Genomic DNA, 16595 nt, shown 5'->3' with positions numbered 1-16595 from the left:
AACAGGAGGGGTCAGAATGCTGGAGAAAAGAACACCGATACCGGTAGACGAGGCAATTCGGCGTGTCAGCCATTTTCAAAAACAAGGGGAAACAGAATGGGTGGCGCTTGAAGACTGCCTGCATCGCTTTTTATCCGAAGATGTAACAGCGGATCACCACGTACCTGCCTTTGACCGTTCGCCATACGATGGTTTTGCTGTTCGAGCGTGCGATACGGCTGAAGCTTCACGTGAAAACCCGGTTCGATTTGAGGTCATTGACCATATTGGAGCGGGGGCTGTATCTGAAAAAGAACTTGGCCCGTTTCAGGCCGTGCGGATTATGACTGGTGCGCAAATCCCTGAAGGAGCAGATGCTGTCGTCATGATAGAGCTGACTCAAACCTTTGAAGAGAATAAGAAGGCATTTATGTCTTTAAAACGCCGCTTTCAGCCGGGGGATAATATTTCAAAAACAGGTGAAGACGCTCAAAAAGGGAGTGTTTTATTGAAAAAGGGCACCCGAGTCACACCAGGAGTGACCGCTCTTTTGGCAACCTTCGGATACGCATCTGTGCCTGTCGTAAGAAAGCCGGTTGTTGGAATTATTGCAACCGGTACTGAATTGCTGAATGTCAGTGATCCGCTGGAACCGGGGAAAATCCGCAACAGCAATGCCAGCATGGTGTATGCGCAAGTGGTTGAAGCAGGCGCATCTCCGCTTTATTTAGGGAAAATCTCTGATGACCTGGATCAAAGCTTTGCCGCGGTCAAAGAAGCGATGAAAAAGGTTGATTTTCTGATCACAACTGGCGGTGTATCAGTGGGTGACTTTGACTTTTTGCCTGCGATCTATGAAAAACTCGGAGCGGACGTGCTCTTTAATAAGGTTGCCATGCGCCCGGGTAGCGTGACAACGGTGGCGCATGCAAATGATACGCTCCTGTTTGGTCTGTCAGGTAATCCGTCAGCTTGCTATGTCGGTTTTGAATTGTTTGTCAAACCAATGATCCAGATATGGCTGCTCAATGAAAAACCGCATTCGATTTGTGCGGAAGCTGTTTTGACGAAGGATTTTCCGAAACCGAACCCATTTACCCGTTTTGTACGTGCGTTCGTATACCACCAGGAAGGGCAGCTGCTGGCGGAACCCGTTGGATTGGATAAGTCGAGCTCTGTTACGTCACTTGCAGAAGCAAATGCGTTTATTATCCTGCCGGGCGGCACGAGAGGATACGAATCAGGCAGAACGGTTCAAGTGCTGCTTATCAGAGAAGAGAATGGAAGTGAATGGCCTTGGTCCGTCCTTTCCCAATCGTCCAAGTTGTAGGATTTCAAAACAGCGGGAAAACAACGTTTATCGAACGTATTCTTGAAAAATCCTCTGAACAGGGGCTCAATTTAGGCTGCCTAAAGCATCATGGTCACGGTGGTGAACCGCAAACGTTCACTAATGGGAAAGACACTGACCGTTATCAAGCGGCAGGTGCTGATGTGACAGCGGTAGAAGGTGCGGGTGTGTTACAGCTGACAGCCCGCCGCCATTGGGATTTGCCGCGGTTGATTGGGTTATATCAGTTTCTCGAAACAGACTGTCTTCTGATAGAAGGCTTTAAAAAAGCTCCTTATCCTAAAGTGGTTATACTAAGCGAAAAGGAAGATCTAGAAGCACTGCAGGCAGACAATACAATCGCCATCATCTATAGGAAAAAAGAGCATATAACAGAGCATCAGGGATTGTCCGTTTTTCATGCGGATGATCCGGCTGCCGTGGATTTTGTGCTTTCACAGCTGAAGGGGGAATCTGCATAATGGAACGGTTTGAGATCACGAAAACACCTATTATTACCGAAGACGTCATCAAAAAAGTGGAGAAACGGGAAGCCGGGGCTATTACCACATTTATTGGCACGGTTCGGGAATGGACAAACGGAAAAAGAACGGTTCGGCTTGAATATGAGGCATATGAACCGATGGCCGTGCAAATGCTGGCTCAAATCGGGATTGAAATTGAAGAAAAATGGGAGGGGGCTTCAGCCGCAATCACCCATCGTATAGGTGTGCTGGATATCGGGGAAGCAGCGGTTGTGATCGCTGTATCCTCTCCCCATCGAAAAGCTGCTTATGAAGCCAATGAGTATGCGATCGAACGGATTAAACAGATTGTCCCGATTTGGAAAAAAGAAATTTGGGAGGACGGAGAGCAATGGATCGGCGACCAGCTTGAAAACACAGCTTATCCGAACGGAAAACCAGATGTAAGCGAGGGAGAGCAGCATGATTAAAATCCTTTTATTTGCAGGGCTTGCAGAACAGGCCGGAACACAAGCATTGGAAATGGATATGGAACAAGTAACGACAGACGAAATAAAAGCAAGTTTAAAAGAACAATACGGACTCGAATCCATTGATACAGCTATGATTGCTGTAAACGAAAGCTATGTAAAAGAAAATACTACCGTATCTTCAGGCGACACGGTAGCCATCATTCCGCCTGTCAGCGGGGGATGAACCGGACGGCATGCAGCCGTCCGGTTTTTCTGTATTTCATTTGCATATCCCCAAGCATCCCCAGCATACAATGATTTTCTGTAAGCATTATTTTACATAAGAGACTCCCTATAAAGTAAGAGACTCACTCCATTATTAGACTGAATTTTCGAAAAAACAATAGAAATTTATTTCGGGTACCGATATAGTAAAGATGATAAAAATTGGAAAGGTGCTGGATATGGAGACATTTAAAAGGTTAAAAATGTTTTATTGGCCGTACAGAAAGGTGTTTATGTGGTCGCTTCTGGCCATGCTTTTGATGACTGCGATTACTGTCGTTTACCCGATTATCCTGCAAATCACGATTGATGAAATTGTCCTGGGAAAGCAGTATCGGCTTGCGGCATGGGTTAGCTTAGGATTTATTGCGGTAATGGCCTTGAAAGGAACCGCCACTTTTTTTCATCAATATTTAGGTGATATGTTCGGCATCAAATCCGTTTATCGGCTGAGAAATGGCCTGTATGAAAAACTGCAGCGGCTTTCTTTTTCTTATTATGATAACGCGAAAACAGGGGATTTGATGTCCAGACTGACAGCTGACGTTGAAGGGCTTCGTTTTTTCTTATCTTACGGTCTCGCTGAGCTCATTCGATTCGGTCTGCTGGTCGCCATCAGCCTATCTGTCATGTTTTACTATTCTGTTCCTCTTACGCTTGTGACAATCGCTGTTTTGCCATTTCTCGCTGTTGCGGTATATCAGTTTGACAAAAGAGTCCATCCCGCTTTCAGAGGGATTCGCAAATCGTTTGCGAAACTCAACACAAAAGTCCAGGAAAATATCAGCGGCATCAATACGGTTAAATCTCTATCCAGAGAAGATTTTCAGATCAGCCATTTCAATAAGGCCAATGCGGAGTACAGGACACAGTATTTACAAACATCATCCATTTGGTCTGCGTATTTCCCTTTAATGGAGTTCATCGGCAATATTTGTATTGTGGCTCTCCTTTCATACGGCGGCTACCTGGTCATGCACAACGAGCTCAACCCCGGCGAGCTTGTCGCTTTTTTCAGCCTCGTCAATTATATGATGTGGCCGATTATGAACTTAGGCTTTGTCATCAATATGTTCTCTCAAGCAAAAGCGTCAGGTGAACGCCTGCTGGAGATTCTTGAAAAAGAAGAAGAGATCACAGATCATGCTCATGATATGCAAAAACAAAGATTAACAGGAGATGTCATGTTCAAGAACGTTTCTCTTGCATACGGTAAAGAACAAACAAACGCGCTAAGCAATGTCAGCTTTGAGGCAAACAGCGGGAAGGTAATCGGACTATTGGGCCCGACAGGTTCAGGCAAGAGCTCAGTTACACAGCTCCTCACCAGATTTTACAGTCCTGTTGGCGGAATGATTACCATTGACCATAAGCCTATCACCGATTATTCGTTAAAAACCCTTCGCTCCAATATCGGGGTCGTTCTGCAAGAATCTTTTCTGTTTTCATCTACGATTCGATCAAACATTTCGTACGGGAGGCCGGATGCCTCAATGGAAGACATCATCGAAGCGGCAAAAAGGGCGCAGGCTCATGCCTTTATCACGGAGCTTCCTGATGGATATGACACCATGCTTGGAGAGAGGGGAATGGGGCTTTCCGGCGGACAAAAACAGCGTATCGCCATTGCGAGAGCCATTTGTTTGAACCCGAGCATTTTAATATTGGATGACGCCACGAGCGCAGTAGATATGCAAACAGAGCACAGCATACAGCTGGCTTTAAAAGAAGTCATGAAAAACCGCACAACCTTTATCATCGCTCACCGCATTTCTTCTCTGAAACACGCCGATGAAATTCTCGTTTTTGATAAAGGGCGGATTTGTGAAAGGGGAACACATCAAGAGCTTCTCGAAAAAGGCGGCTACTATCAAAAGATTTACGATTTACAATACCGTGATGTCAAAATGATCAATGAGCCGCATCAGGTCGGATAGGGAGGGCTATATGAAACAAGCAGAAAAACGAGGGATTTTGGAGCGTTTCTATTATTCTTCAGATGAAATCATTGAAAAGCCGTTTAACTGGACTCAAATGTGGCGGCTGCTGGGCTATGTTAAACCATATCGAAAAACGATTTTGCCGCTTTCTTTTCTTACCGTATTGATTGGGACTGCTGTGAAGCTTGTGATTCCCATTTTGATCGGCGTTTATGTTCTCGATCAAGCCATTGCGGAGAGAAACTCGGAGCTGCTGATCCAGCTCATTTTTATCATTAGCGGTTTATATGTGCTCAATTATGCCGCCAATGTATTCAGAATTAAATGGATGAACCAGCTTGGCCAGCATGTGATATACGATTTGCGCCAGCATTTATTTACCCATGTGCAGCGCTTATCCCATCGTTTTTTTGATCAGCGCTCGGCCGGATCGATCTTGGTCAGGATTATGAATGATATTAACTCTCTTCAGGAGCTTTTTACAAGCGGAGTCATCAACTTATTGACCGACTTGCTGCTTTTGGCCGGCGTTATGATTATTTTGTTTACGCTGAGTCCTGAGCTGACTATAGCCATTATGGTGACACTGCCGATTATGTTTTTTATTTCAACAAGTCTTAGAAAAAAAATACGCCGCTCCTGGCAAAAGGTGCGCCTCAAGCAATCAAAGCTGAACTCTCATTTGAACGAAAGCATTCAGGGCATCCGTGTCACACAGGCATTTACGCAGGAAGAAGAAAACACGGCGTATTTTGATGGCGTCAATCAGGAGAACTATCAATCATGGCAAGAAGCCACAAGAAAAAATGCCATGTTCCGTCCGCTGGTAGAAATGACAAACGCGATTGGCACGGGTGTCTTGATTTGGTATGGCGCCACACTCATCATGAATGAAACCATCACGATTGGCGTCTTCGTTTCTTTTGCATTTTATCTGGGCATGTTTTGGGAACCTATTTCAAGACTGGGGCAAGTCTATAACCAGCTGTTAATGGGAATGGCGTCATCAGAACGGATTTTTGAGTTTCTGGACGAACAGCCAAATGTTAAAGAGAAGCGGGGCGCGATTCATAAGAAAAAATTAAATGGGGAGATTAGTTTTGAAGAGGTTGAATTTTCGTATGATGAAAAACGAAAAGCCCTTCACGCTGTTTCCTTCACTATTCCGGCGGGCTCGACGCTTGCGCTTGTCGGGCATACGGGGAGCGGAAAAACAACGATCGCGAATGTAATCAGCCGTTTTTATGATGCCACGGGAGGCACCATAAAAATAGACGGTATACCAATTCGGGATCTTTCCCTTGCCAGTTTGCGCTCCCAAATCAGCATCGTGCTGCAAGATACATTCATTTTCTCCGGAACCATCATGGAAAATATTCGTTTTGGCCGGCCGGGTGCTTCAGACGAAGAAGTGATAAAAGCAGCCCAAGCGGTCGGAGCGGATGAATTTATTTCTGGTTTAGCAGAAGGGTACGAAACAGAGGTGGAGGAGAGGGGCAGCGTACTTTCTGCCGGTCAGCGCCAGCTCATTTCATTTGCAAGAGCATTGCTCGCCGATCCAGCTATTATTATCCTTGACGAAGCAACCGCAAGTATTGATACAGAAACGGAAGTGAAAATTCAGCAGGCGTTAAAAACGCTATTGAAAGGGCGTACAGCAGTGATGATCGCCCACAGATTGTCCACGATCCGCGACGCCGACCGCATCATTGTTCTTGATCACGGCAAGAAAATGGAAGAAGGAAACCATGGGCAGCTGCTTGCTATAGGAGGCATCTATGCCGGGCTTGTGAAAACGCAATACAGCGAAGCAATAGAATAAGAGCGAAAGCCTTCAGTTATATATTGAAGGCTTTTGGAAATTTATTTGAAAAAACATGAAACTTTTTGAACCCCATCTCGTATTATCTGTTAGATATTCTCAAGGAGGTTTTGAAATGGAAACAAATGTAGAAAAAAACAGCGCAACGGCGACTGAAAAGCCGTCACTTTTCGGAGTGATCACAAATCCGTCCATTCAATTTGAAAGAATAAGAGAAAGACCGGCTGTATGGGGACCGCTATTTATTGTTGCAGCGATTATCATCGTCGGCGCGGTACTGCAATCACTCGGTACGGATTATAGTGAGCTTATGAAAAACACGGGCCCTCAAGGGTTATCAGCTGAAGAAATTGAAACAGTCGCAACAATCACCAAATTTGGAGGAATGGCAGCCGCGATTTTCGGCGGTATCGCAGCGTTATTTATTGCCCCTCTTATTTATTGGCTTTGTGTAAAAATCTCAGGCGGAGTTACGACATACAAAAAAATGCTTTCTCTCGGTCTGTTTGTCTCTTTGATTAGCAGTCTTGGATTATTGGTTAACGGAATCGTTATTTTCACGACTGACGCGAATCCTCTTTACAGCGTGACATCATTGGCGGGGATTATTCCGTCTGACGGAGCTCTTGCCAGCGTGTTAAATACTTTTGAGATATTTAGCATATGGAGCTATGTATTATTAGCAATCGGCCTTCACAAAACAGGCGGCATCTCAAAAAAAGCAGGATGGATTTCAGTGATTGTTCTTTTCGGGATTTTAGTCGCATTTTCATTCTTTTCAGGTTTAATCAATTCAGTGGCGGGTGCATAACATCATGAAAAAAGTCTGGATCGGAATTGGAATCGCAGTTTTAGTTGCACTTTTCATTGGAATCAATATATACCGGTCTGCCGCCCCGGCAAGCGGCAGCGCCGGACAGAAGATAGAGGCGGGAGGTCTTGAAGAAAAAGAAATCTCGTCAACGGTTATGGTTCCCGGGACCCTGCAATTTTCAAATGAACAGTATGTCTTTTATGAAGCCGATAAAGGGACATTAGAAGACATTAAAGTGAAAGAAGGCGACAAAGTGAAAAAGGGAACGCCTTTAGTCACCTATACAAATGAGCAGCTGAGCCTTGAAAAAGAACAGAACCGGTTAACGGCTGAATCCAACCAGCTTCAAATTGACCAAATTGAAGAAAAATTAAAAGCATTAAATCATAAAGAAAAAGAACTGGCAAAACAGGTTGGAAAGAAAGAAGCAGAAAAACAAATTGAATCTGAGCGGACGGAGCTTCAAATGCAGAAAAAAACAACTGAGATCGAATTAAAACAAACCGAGCTCCAGCGGCAGTCACTTGCCAATCGGGTGTCAGATCTTGAAGTCAAAAGCGAAATCGAAGGTACCGTTATTAGTGTCAACCAAGAAGCGGCATCCAAAAAATCAGATATTCAAGAGCCTGTCATACATATCGGCAATCCAAAAGACCTTGTCGTCTCAGGGAAATTGTCTGAATACGATACACTGAAAGTCAAGAAAGGCCAGAAGGTCACACTCACTTCAGATGTTATTCAGGATAAAACATGGAAAGGCACAGTGTCCGCAGTCGGACTTGTTCCGGATCAGCAGGACAGCACTGCGGTACAAGGAACAGAACAAGCGGTCCAATATCCGCTTCAAGTGAAAATAAAAGGGGATCTTCCAGAAGGAAAGCCTGGCTTTAAATTCATCATGAATATTGAAACAGATAAGCGGAAAGCAAATACGCTTCCTTCAAAGGCAGTCAAAAAAGAAGATGATCAATATTATGTATATACAGTAAAAGACGGAAAAGCAAAACGAGTTGATGTCAAAATCGGTGAAGTTACAGATGATCTGACAGAGATTAAAGAGGGGGTTTCTCAAGAGGATCAAGTCATTTTGAATCCCTCTGATCAGTTGACCGATGGAACGGAAGTGAAAGCATAAATGATTCAGCTTTCTAATGTGAGAAAAAGCTATCAGATCGGCAGGGAAACGTTTGATGTTCTCCATTCTATTGATTTGGACATTCATCAGGGGGAATATGTCTCGATTATGGGGCCGTCAGGATCAGGGAAATCGACGATCATGAATATTATCGGCTGTCTTGACCGGCCGACTTCCGGTACGTATAAATTGGACGGCGAAGACATTTCTTCATATAAAGATAAAGAGCTGGCGGCAGTCCGTAACCGGTCCATCGGTTTTGTATTTCAGCAATTTCAGCTTCTTCCGCGGCTGAACGCAAAAAAAAATGTCGAGCTGCCGATGATTTATTCCGGTATAGGCAAAAAAGAACGACAAGAGCGGGCTGAGAGAGCGTTGGAGAAGGTCGGATTAGCCAATCGAATGCTCCACATGCCCAACGAGCTGTCGGGCGGGCAGAAGCAGCGGGTAGCCATTGCGAGGGCAATCGTGAATGAGCCAAAATTGATTTTAGCAGATGAACCGACCGGCGCGCTGGACACGAAAACAAGCGTGGCGATTATGGAACAATTTACAGAATTAAATGCCGAGGGAACGACAATCGTTCTTGTTACGCACGAACCGGAAGTCGCAGATTGCACGAATCGAATCGTCATGGTGCGTGACGGACACATTGTTCCTGCCAGCTCCGGACAAAGGAGCGTGGGAGAATGAGCCTGTTAGAGAACATTAGAATGGCTTTAAGCTCCGTCCTTGCCCATAAAATGCGTTCGATTCTAACGATGCTCGGCATTATCATTGGTGTAGGCTCTGTCATCGTCGTGGTTGCGGTAGGACAGGGCGGCGAGCAAATGTTGAAGCAGTCGATCAGCGGCCCGGGCAATACCGTGGAGCTGTACTATATGCCAAGCGATGAGGAGCTTGCAAGCAATCCGAACGCCTTAGCAGAATCTACTTTTACAGAAAATGATATCAAAGGATTAAAAGAGATAGAGGGCATCAAACAAGTTGTTGCCTCGACTTCTGAAAGTATGAAAGCACGTTATCATGAGGAAGAAACGGATGTTACCGTTAACGGGATAAACGATGGATACATGAATGTCAATTCTTTAAAAATCGAAAGCGGCAGAACCTTTACCGATCATGATTTTTTTGCGGGGAAAAGAGCCGGAGTAATCTCTGAAAAGATGGCTGAAGAGCTGTTTGATAAAGCATCCCCTCTTGGAGAAGTGGTCTGGATCAACGGACAGCCTGTTGAAATCATCGGCGTGCTGAAAAAAGAAACAGGCTTGCTTTCTTTCGGTTTGAGTGAAATGTATGTGCCATTTAATATGATGAAATCCTCTTTTGGCACAAGTGATTTCAGTAACGTATCCTTGCAAGTCGAATCAGCAGACGACATAAAAACAGCTGGAAAAGAAGCAACACAGCTGGTGAATGACAATCATGGCACAGAGGATTCATATCAAGTGATGAACATGGAAGAGATTGCGGCCGGGATCGGCAAAGTAACAGCGATTATGACGACGATTATCGGCTCAATTGCAGGCATCTCTCTTTTGGTCGGCGGGATCGGTGTCATGAATATTATGCTCGTATCAGTCACAGAACGGACGCGAGAAATCGGAATCAGAAAATCACTCGGTGCGACGAGAGGACAGATTTTGACTCAGTTTTTAATTGAATCAGTCGTACTGACACTGATCGGAGGACTGATTGGGATTGGAATCGGATATGGAGGGGCCTCGCTTGTTTCCGCCATTGCGGGCTGGCCGTCACTCATATCCTGGCAGGTTGTAGGCGGGGGCGTGCTGTTCAGTATGCTCATTGGAGTGATTTTCGGCATGCTTCCCGCAAATAAAGCCGCAAAGCTTGATCCGATTGAAGCACTGCGTTACGAGTAGCCTCATGCAATATGCATGAGGTTTTTTTATGTTCCGTTTTTCTACTATGAATATAAAAGACTTTTTTCATTAAAATAAGAAGAAAATGTCGTACAATTGTCCTTATTTTTGTCGAATTTACAGTTTACAAACCGTATAGACATACGTTAATATGGAGAAACGTGAAAGATTTTGATAGTTATTGAATGAATTTGAATGATTTTAGTTGCCTAAATTGAAAAAAGCGTTTACAATGAAATTGTATTCAAAATGAATACGTTTTCATTAGGAGGTGAAGCATGCTAACTCCTGAACGGCATCAATTGATTATTGATCAAATAGAAAAGCATGATGTTGTCAAAATTCAAGAGCTCATAAATCTTACAAACGCTTCTGAATCAACAATCAGAAGAGATTTATCAACACTTGAAGAACGCGGTTTTTTAAAGCGTGTTCATGGGGGAGCAGCCAAGCTTTCCGATATCAGACTTGAACCCGATATGCTTGAAAAATCATCCAAAAACCTTCACGATAAATTGAAAATTGCTGAAAAAGCAGTTTCCCTTTTAGAAGAAGGAGATTGCATTTACCTTGATGCAGGCACGACGACTTTGCACATGATTGATTTTATGGATAAAAGCAAAGATATTGTTGTAGTCACAAACGGGGCGATGCATATCGAAGCACTAATAAGGAAAGAAATTTCTTTTTACTTGCTTGGAGGATACGTAAAGCACAGAACGGGCGCGGTTATTGGAGGCGCTTCACTGGTTGCCATGGATCAATACAGATTCGACAAGAGTTTTCTGGGGACAAACGGTGTCCATACAGAGGCTGGATTCACAACGCCGGACCCTGATGAGGCCCTTTTAAAACAGAAAGCTGTCAAACAGGCAAAACACGCTTACGTCTTAGCAGACCCTTCGAAATTCGGAGAAATTTCATTTTCGGCATTCGCTGGAATGGGCGACGCAACAATCATTACGACTGACGCTGAAGAGCTTACATTCGATAATTACCAAGAAAAAACTGTCGTAAAGGTAGTGAAACCATGATTTACACTGTAACACTTAATCCATCTGTCGATTATATTGTTCACGTTGAAGATTTTACTCTAGGAGGCCTGAACCGTTCCGCATACGATACAAAGTATCCAGGGGGCAAAGGCATCAACGTATCGAGACTGCTCAAAAGACACCATGTACCGTCTAAAGCGCTCGGATTCGTCGGCGGGTTTACCGGAGAATATATCAAAACATTTTTGCAGAAAGAAAACCTGGAAACAGCTTTTTCTGAAGTGAAAGAAGATACCCGTATCAACGTTAAGCTAAAAACGGGTGATGAAACTGAAATTAACGGTCAGGGACCAACAATTTCGAATGAAGATTTCAAAGCCTTTTTAGAACAGTTCCAGTCTTTGCAAGAGGGAGATATTGTCGTCCTAGCAGGAAGCATTCCATCTTCATTGCCTCACGATACTTACGAAAAAATCGCGGAGGCCTGCACAAAGCAGAACGCGCGTGTTGTTCTGGATATCTCTGGTGAGGCGCTTATGAAAGCGACAGAAATGAAACCGTTTTTGATGAAGCCAAACCATCATGAGCTTGGAGAAATGTTCGGCACGACCATTACATCTGTTGAAGAAGCTGTCCCATATGGAAAAAAACTTGTAGAACAAGGGGCAGAACATGTAATCGTATCCATGGCAGGAGACGGAGCGCTTCTATTTACGAAAGAAGCTGTTTATTTTGCTAACGTACCGAAGGGGAAATTGGTCAACTCAGTCGGAGCGGGAGATTCCGTCGTTGCAGGCTTTTTGGCCGGTATTTCCAAACAGCTGCAGCTTGAAGAAGCATTCCGTTTAGGTGTTACATCAGGCAGCGCTACCGCGTTCTCTGAAGAACTCGGAACAGAAGAATTTGTCCAGCAGCTTCTTCCTGAAGTTAAGGTCACACGTCTATAGAGGAGGAAACAAAAGTGAAAATAACTGAGCTTTTAACGAAGCATACAATAAAGCTTAATATTGAGAGCAAAGAAAAAGAAAATGTGATTGACGAATTGGTCACTGTTCTTGATAAGGCCGGAAAATTAAATGACCGCCAAGCCTACAAGGAAGCCATTTTAAATCGCGAGAGCCAAAGCTCAACGGGGATCGGTGAAGGAATCGCTATCCCGCATGCGAAAACAGCAAGCGTTATCAACCCGGCGATCGCGTTCGGACGTTCAAAAGACGGTGTCGATTATGAATCATTAGACGGCCAGCCGGCTCACTTGGTGTTCATGATTGCGGCGACTGAAGGCGCAAACAACACTCACCTTGAAGCATTGTCAAGACTTTCTACGCTGTTAATGCGTGAAGAAATTCGCAAGCAGCTCCTTGAAGCTGAGTCAGAAGATGCTATTATCGACATTATTAATCAGCACGATAAAGATGATGACGAAGAGGAAGAAGAAGAAGAAGCGGCACCAGCACCTGCCGGAAAAGGGAAAATCCTAGCGGTGACTGCATGCCCGACAGGCATTGCACACACATTTATGGCTGCGGACGCCCTGAAAGAAAAAGCGAAAGAGCTTGGCGTGGACATTAAGGTCGAAACAAATGGTTCAAGCGGTATTAAGCACAAGCTGACTGCCCAAGAAATTGAAGATGCGCCTGCTATCATTGTCGCAGCGGACAAGCAGGTTGAAATGGAACGCTTTAAAGGCAAGCGCGTGCTTCAAGTACCTGTTACAGCAGGTATCAGACGCCCGCAAGAGCTTATCGAAAAAGCGATGAATCAAGACGCGCCGGTTTACCAAGGCAGCGGCGGCGGTTCTTCAGCTTCAAACGATGATGATGAAGCGAGAGGCAAGTCTGGCGGCAGCATCGGAAGCACGTTTTATAAGCATCTGATGAGCGGTGTCAGCAACATGCTTCCGTTCGTAGTCGGCGGCGGTATTCTCGTTGCGATTTCATTCTTCTGGGGAATTAATTCTTCCAATCCGGACGATCCTACTTACAACACGTTTGCTGCTGCTCTTAAGTTTATCGGCGGTGACAATGCACTAGGATTAATCGTTGCTGTTCTTGCCGGTTTCATTGCAATGAGTATAGCAGACCGTCCTGGTTTTGCGCCTGGTATGGTCGGCGGATTTATGGCAACTCAAGCAAATGCTGGATTCTTAGGCGGTTTAATTGCCGGATTCTTGGCTGGTTATATCGTTGTTCTATTGAAAAAAGCATTTGTCTTTATTCCGCAGTCACTTGATGGACTGAAACCTGTATTAATCTATCCGCTGTTTGGTATTTTCTTAACTGGTATTATCATGCGTTTCGTTGTGAATACACCGGTAGCGGCATTTATGAACTTCTTAACCAATTGGCTTGAAAGCCTGGGAACTGGCAACCTTGTATTAATGGGTATTATTTTGGGCGGTATGATGGCGATCGATATGGGCGGCCCGCTTAATAAAGCAGCCTTTACGTTCGGTATCGCGATGATCGATGCAGGCAACTACGCGCCTCACGCAGCGATCATGGCCGGGGGTATGGTTCCTCCGCTTGGTATCGCACTTGCAACAACAATTTTCCGAAACAAATTCACTCAGCGTGACCGTGAAGCTGGTATTACATGCTACTTCATGGGTGCTGCTTTCGTAACAGAGGGAGCGATCCCGTTTGCTGCGGCTGACCCGCTTCGCGTCATTCCAGCTGCTGTCGCTGGTGCAGCTGTTGCTGGCGGATTAACTGAATTCTTCCGTGTAACGCTTCCGGCACCTCACGGAGGAGTATTCGTAGCCTTCATTACAAACCATCCGCTGCTTTACCTATTAAGTATCGTGATCGGTGCTGTCGTGATGGCAATTATCCTCGGCATTCTTAAAAAACCTGTTACAGAGAAATAAGAGAAAAGCGTCCCTCATTTGAAGGGGCGCTTTTTCTTTATCCTGCTGGCGGGAGCGCGGTTAAGTTATGTATTTTATAATCATTTATGATAAAGTAAAAGAAGAGAAACAACTGACATAGCAACCGTCTAGGAGGAAACACTTTGACCGAGGAAAAAAACACGAAAACTGAAGAAGCGGCAAAGAAAAAAACCAATACGTACTTGGAATGGGGAAAAGCAATTGTCATCGCTGTCCTGCTGGCTCTCTTGATCCGTCACTTTTTGTTTGAACCTTATTTAGTCGAAGGTTCATCTATGTATCCCACATTACACGACGGCGAAAGGCTGTTTGTGAATAAAACAGTCAATTATATCGGCGAACTGGAACGCGGAGATATCGTCATTATCGATGGTGAGACGTCTAAAATCCATTACGTCAAAAGATTGATCGGAAAGCCTGGGGAATCCGTTCAAATGAAGGATGATACGCTTTATATAAACGGAAAAAAAGTAGCCGAGCCTTACTTGTCTCAAAATAAAAAGGAAGCAGAAAAACTTGGTGTGAGTCTGACTGGCGACTTTGGGCCGGTTAAGGTTCCCGAAGGCAAATATTTTGTTATGGGAGATAACCGGCTGAATTCAATGGACAGCCGAAATGGGCTGGGGCTGATTGCGGAAAAACGGATTGTCGGCACATCGAAGTTTGTCTTTTTCCCGTTTAATGAAATGCGCCAAACAAAATAAAAACGCCTTGCTGTGAAGTGACCCCCTAAAGTTAGACACGGGTTTTCATTAGGCAGTATTTGAGGCATGAGTTCGGTATTGTACCGGACTCATGCCTTTTAGTTTTGCCTTTATTCGTTTTTGATTGTAGTAGTCAATATATCGTTCAAGTTCTTGCTTTAAGTGTTCGATACTTTCAAATTCTTTTAGGTACAGAAATTCAGACTTTAGGATGCCGAAGAAATTCTCGATCACTGCGTTATCGTAACAGTTGCCTTTTCGGGACATGCTTTGTGTAATCCCGCGTTCTTTTAAGGCTTGCCTATAATGCTTCATTTGGTAATGCCAGCCTTGGTCGGAATGCATAATGGGCTTGTCCCCATCTTTCAAATGCTTGAATGCCTGATCAAGCATCACAGAAACAAGAGAATAAACAGGCCTTAAACCAATCGTATAGGTAATGATCTCACCATTAAACAGATCTAATACGGGCGATACGTACAGCTTCTGCCCAAATAATTTGAACTCCGTCATGTCCGTGACCCATTTTTCATTTGGCTTTTCAGCTTTAAAGTTGCGCGCTAGAATGTTAGGCGCCACTTTGCCGATTGTTCCTTTATATGAACGATATTTCTTCTTTCGAATCATACATTTTAGTCCGAGGGCTTTCATGATGCGCTGCACCTTCTTGTGATTGACCTTTCGTCCCCGATTCTTTAGTTCATCACGAATACGGCGGTATCCATACCGGCCTTGATGTTCTTTAAAAATAAGTTGAACCATCTTTTTTATGTCGGCATCTCGATCAGGGCGATCAAAATGCTTTACGCAGTAATAGTAGGTGCTGCGTGGGATACCTGCGAGCCTGAGAAGTGCTTTCACCGGATACTTATGCCTTAAATCATAGACTACTTGCGCTTTGTCTTGTTTGGTGATTGTTCCTTGTTTTGAACTAAGGCATTCAACTTTTTTAAATACTCATTCTCCATACGCAACCGTTCGTTTTCCGCCTGTAATGCTTCTATTGAGCCTATAGCTGGTGCTTGCTTTCTTGTTTTCTTTTTCATGGACGGACGCCCCTTTTTCTTTGTTTTGAGGGCGTCTGCTCCTTGTGTTTGTACTACGTGCTGCCAGTTCCAAAGCGTTGAGTCAGAAGGCAAATTAAATATCGCAGCTGTTTCTAAGATAGACGTCCCATGTTCATTCATATAGTCAAGTACGTCTAGTTTATATTGGACTGGATAATTTGTATATGACTTTAAGAACGCTTTTTCACCGTGATATTGATATTTTCTCACCCAATATTGGAGTACCCTTTTATGCACTCCAATATGATTTGCGATCACAAGCAAACTCTCGTTGCCGTTTATATAGCGTAAGACCGCGTTGATTTTTTCTTCGTTTTTAAATTTAGCCAAAAGAAAAAGCACCTCCAAATTTTAGACTGTGTCTAAAATTTGGGGTGCACTTCACTGGCCTTTGGACAGCAGGCGTTTTTTAATTTGAAAAAGAAGCGACTAATGCAATGCATAATACCGTAATAAACACTGAACCGATAATGGCCAGCACACTGAAGAAAAGGTGAACCTGTTTGTTTTCTTTTCCGCGTTTTTCTAAAAGCCGTTTAGAAAAAATATGCGAAAATATGTAAATAAGGGCTATGCCAATATATAAGCCGACATCTTTAGCGGTAAAGCCTGTTACAGCGAGGTAAAAACCCGTGAAAAAGATCAATAAGCAATATTCAGTAAGTGTTAAAAGCCTCAATGTGTTCCTCCATAAGAGTGTGTAATTTCCAGCTGGATGCATCCTCTTCTGTTTTATTGTAACATATGCTTGCAACGTTGAGTGTATAAGTGTTTTCTCTCCAATTTATCAGGGAATCATTTCTCTTGCCCTGCA

16 protein-coding genes are annotated in these 16595 nt (G+C 44.1%); 14 read left to right on the top strand and 2 right to left on the bottom strand.

What is annotated here, in order from left to right:
- Window positions 1-16 precede the first annotated feature (16 nt).
- The 14 genes from BV11031_RS10855 (at window position 17) to sipT (ending at window position 14714) form a co-directional block, all read left to right on the top strand.
- Window positions 17-1309, top strand: a complete 1293-nt coding sequence (locus BV11031_RS10855; RefSeq protein WP_010328484.1) for a molybdopterin molybdotransferase MoeA — start codon at window positions 17-19, stop codon at window positions 1307-1309.
- Window positions 1270-1791, top strand: a complete 522-nt coding sequence (gene mobB / locus BV11031_RS10850; protein ID WP_010328483.1) for a molybdopterin-guanine dinucleotide biosynthesis protein B — start codon at window positions 1270-1272, stop codon at window positions 1789-1791. The genes BV11031_RS10855 and mobB overlap by 40 nt, the downstream gene beginning before the upstream one ends.
- The gene (locus tag BV11031_RS10845) at window positions 1791-2264 is read left to right on the top strand and encodes a molybdenum cofactor biosynthesis protein MoaE (RefSeq protein WP_010328482.1); all 474 of its coding nucleotides are present in this window, start codon (window positions 1791-1793) and stop codon (window positions 2262-2264) included. The genes mobB and BV11031_RS10845 overlap by 1 nt, the downstream gene beginning before the upstream one ends.
- Complete coding sequence (gene moaD, locus BV11031_RS10840) at window positions 2257-2490, top strand: molybdopterin converting factor subunit 1 (protein ID WP_010328481.1); 234 nt, start codon at window positions 2257-2259, stop codon at window positions 2488-2490. Before BV11031_RS10845 ends, moaD begins: the two co-directional genes overlap by 8 nt.
- A gap of 220 nt (window positions 2491-2710) precedes the next feature.
- Window positions 2711-4468: an ABC transporter ATP-binding protein gene (locus BV11031_RS10835; protein WP_010328480.1), complete on the top strand. Its 1758-nt coding sequence runs from the start codon at window positions 2711-2713 to the stop codon at window positions 4466-4468.
- A gap of 10 nt (window positions 4469-4478) precedes the next feature.
- A complete protein-coding gene (locus tag BV11031_RS10830) occupies window positions 4479-6293 on the top strand; it encodes an ABC transporter ATP-binding protein (protein ID WP_010328479.1) in 1815 nt (604 codons plus the stop codon).
- Between the two features lie 115 nt (window positions 6294-6408).
- The gene (yknW, locus tag BV11031_RS10825; RefSeq protein WP_010328478.1) at window positions 6409-7104 is read left to right on the top strand and encodes a YknW family membrane protein; all 696 of its coding nucleotides are present in this window, start codon (window positions 6409-6411) and stop codon (window positions 7102-7104) included.
- Between the two features lie 4 nt (window positions 7105-7108).
- On the top strand, window positions 7109-8242 hold the full coding sequence (locus tag BV11031_RS10820) for an efflux RND transporter periplasmic adaptor subunit (protein ID WP_010328477.1): 1134 nt from the start codon (window positions 7109-7111) through the stop codon (window positions 8240-8242).
- Complete coding sequence (gene yknY, locus BV11031_RS10815; protein WP_010328476.1) at window positions 8243-8935, top strand: ABC transporter ATP-binding protein YknY; 693 nt, start codon at window positions 8243-8245, stop codon at window positions 8933-8935. It begins immediately after the preceding gene.
- A complete protein-coding gene (gene skiZ / locus BV11031_RS10810) occupies window positions 8932-10125 on the top strand; it encodes a sporulation-delaying-protein transporter subunit SkiZ (RefSeq protein ID WP_010328475.1) in 1194 nt (397 codons plus the stop codon). The genes yknY and skiZ overlap by 4 nt, the downstream gene beginning before the upstream one ends.
- Window positions 10126-10403: 278 nt before the next feature.
- Window positions 10404-11159 (top strand): DeoR/GlpR family DNA-binding transcription regulator, encoded by a 756-nt coding sequence (locus BV11031_RS10805; RefSeq protein ID WP_010328474.1) that lies wholly within the window; start codon window positions 10404-10406, stop codon window positions 11157-11159.
- Window positions 11156-12067 (top strand): 1-phosphofructokinase, encoded by a 912-nt coding sequence (gene pfkB / locus BV11031_RS10800; RefSeq protein WP_010328473.1) that lies wholly within the window; start codon window positions 11156-11158, stop codon window positions 12065-12067. The genes BV11031_RS10805 and pfkB overlap by 4 nt, the downstream gene beginning before the upstream one ends.
- Window positions 12068-12081: 14 nt before the next feature.
- Window positions 12082-13989 carry a PTS fructose transporter subunit IIABC gene (locus BV11031_RS10795; RefSeq protein WP_010328472.1) on the top strand — a complete coding sequence of 636 codons (1908 nt, stop codon included), beginning with the start codon at window positions 12082-12084 and terminating at the stop codon, window positions 13987-13989.
- A 143-nt stretch (window positions 13990-14132) separates the two neighbouring features.
- Window positions 14133-14714 carry a signal peptidase I sipT gene (gene sipT / locus BV11031_RS10790; RefSeq protein WP_010328471.1) on the top strand — a complete coding sequence of 194 codons (582 nt, stop codon included), beginning with the start codon at window positions 14133-14135 and terminating at the stop codon, window positions 14712-14714.
- Window positions 14715-14762: 48 nt separating this feature from the next.
- On the opposite strand, the gene BV11031_RS10785 is transcribed toward sipT, so the two are convergent.
- A protein-coding gene (locus BV11031_RS10785) for an IS3 family transposase (RefSeq protein WP_128568190.1) occupies window positions 14763-16111 on the bottom strand; the annotation gives its coding sequence in 2 pieces (ribosomal slippage) (window positions 14763-15667 and window positions 15667-16111; 1350 coding nt in all).
- A 79-nt stretch (window positions 16112-16190) separates the two neighbouring features.
- Window positions 16191-16460 carry a hypothetical protein gene (locus BV11031_RS10780; protein WP_010328468.1) on the bottom strand — a complete coding sequence of 90 codons (270 nt, stop codon included), beginning with the start codon at window positions 16458-16460 and terminating at the stop codon, window positions 16191-16193.
- Window positions 16461-16595 lie beyond the last annotated feature (135 nt).

The organism is Bacillus vallismortis (assembly GCF_004116955.1).
Lineage (GTDB): Bacteria > Bacillota > Bacilli > Bacillales > Bacillaceae > Bacillus > Bacillus vallismortis.
The sequence above is the reverse complement of the archived record's forward strand: the minus strand, read 5'-3'. Positions and strand labels throughout refer to the sequence as shown.

Bases quoted from the DNA above. Each gene is read 5' to 3' on its own strand.
- BV11031_RS10805 (WP_010328474.1), top strand. From the start codon at position 10,404: ATGCTAACTCCTGAACGGCATCAATTGATTATTGATCAAATAGAAAAG.
- BV11031_RS10845 (WP_010328482.1), top strand. From the start codon at position 1,791: ATGGAACGGTTTGAGATCACGAAAACACCTATTATTACCGAAGACGTC.
- BV11031_RS10855 (WP_010328484.1), top strand. From the start codon at position 17: ATGCTGGAGAAAAGAACACCGATACCGGTAGACGAGGCAATTCGGCGT.
- yknY (WP_010328476.1), top strand. From the start codon at position 8,243: ATGATTCAGCTTTCTAATGTGAGAAAAAGCTATCAGATCGGCAGGGAA.
- skiZ (WP_010328475.1), top strand. From the start codon at position 8,932: ATGAGCCTGTTAGAGAACATTAGAATGGCTTTAAGCTCCGTCCTTGCC.
- moaD (WP_010328481.1), top strand. From the start codon at position 2,257: ATGATTAAAATCCTTTTATTTGCAGGGCTTGCAGAACAGGCCGGAACA.
- BV11031_RS10820 (WP_010328477.1), top strand. From the start codon at position 7,109: ATGAAAAAAGTCTGGATCGGAATTGGAATCGCAGTTTTAGTTGCACTT.
- pfkB (WP_010328473.1), top strand. From the start codon at position 11,156: ATGATTTACACTGTAACACTTAATCCATCTGTCGATTATATTGTTCAC.
- BV11031_RS10830 (WP_010328479.1), top strand. From the start codon at position 4,479: ATGAAACAAGCAGAAAAACGAGGGATTTTGGAGCGTTTCTATTATTCT.
- BV11031_RS10835 (WP_010328480.1), top strand. From the start codon at position 2,711: ATGGAGACATTTAAAAGGTTAAAAATGTTTTATTGGCCGTACAGAAAG.
- yknW (WP_010328478.1), top strand. From the start codon at position 6,409: ATGGAAACAAATGTAGAAAAAAACAGCGCAACGGCGACTGAAAAGCCG.
- mobB (WP_010328483.1), top strand. From the start codon at position 1,270: ATGGCCTTGGTCCGTCCTTTCCCAATCGTCCAAGTTGTAGGATTTCAA.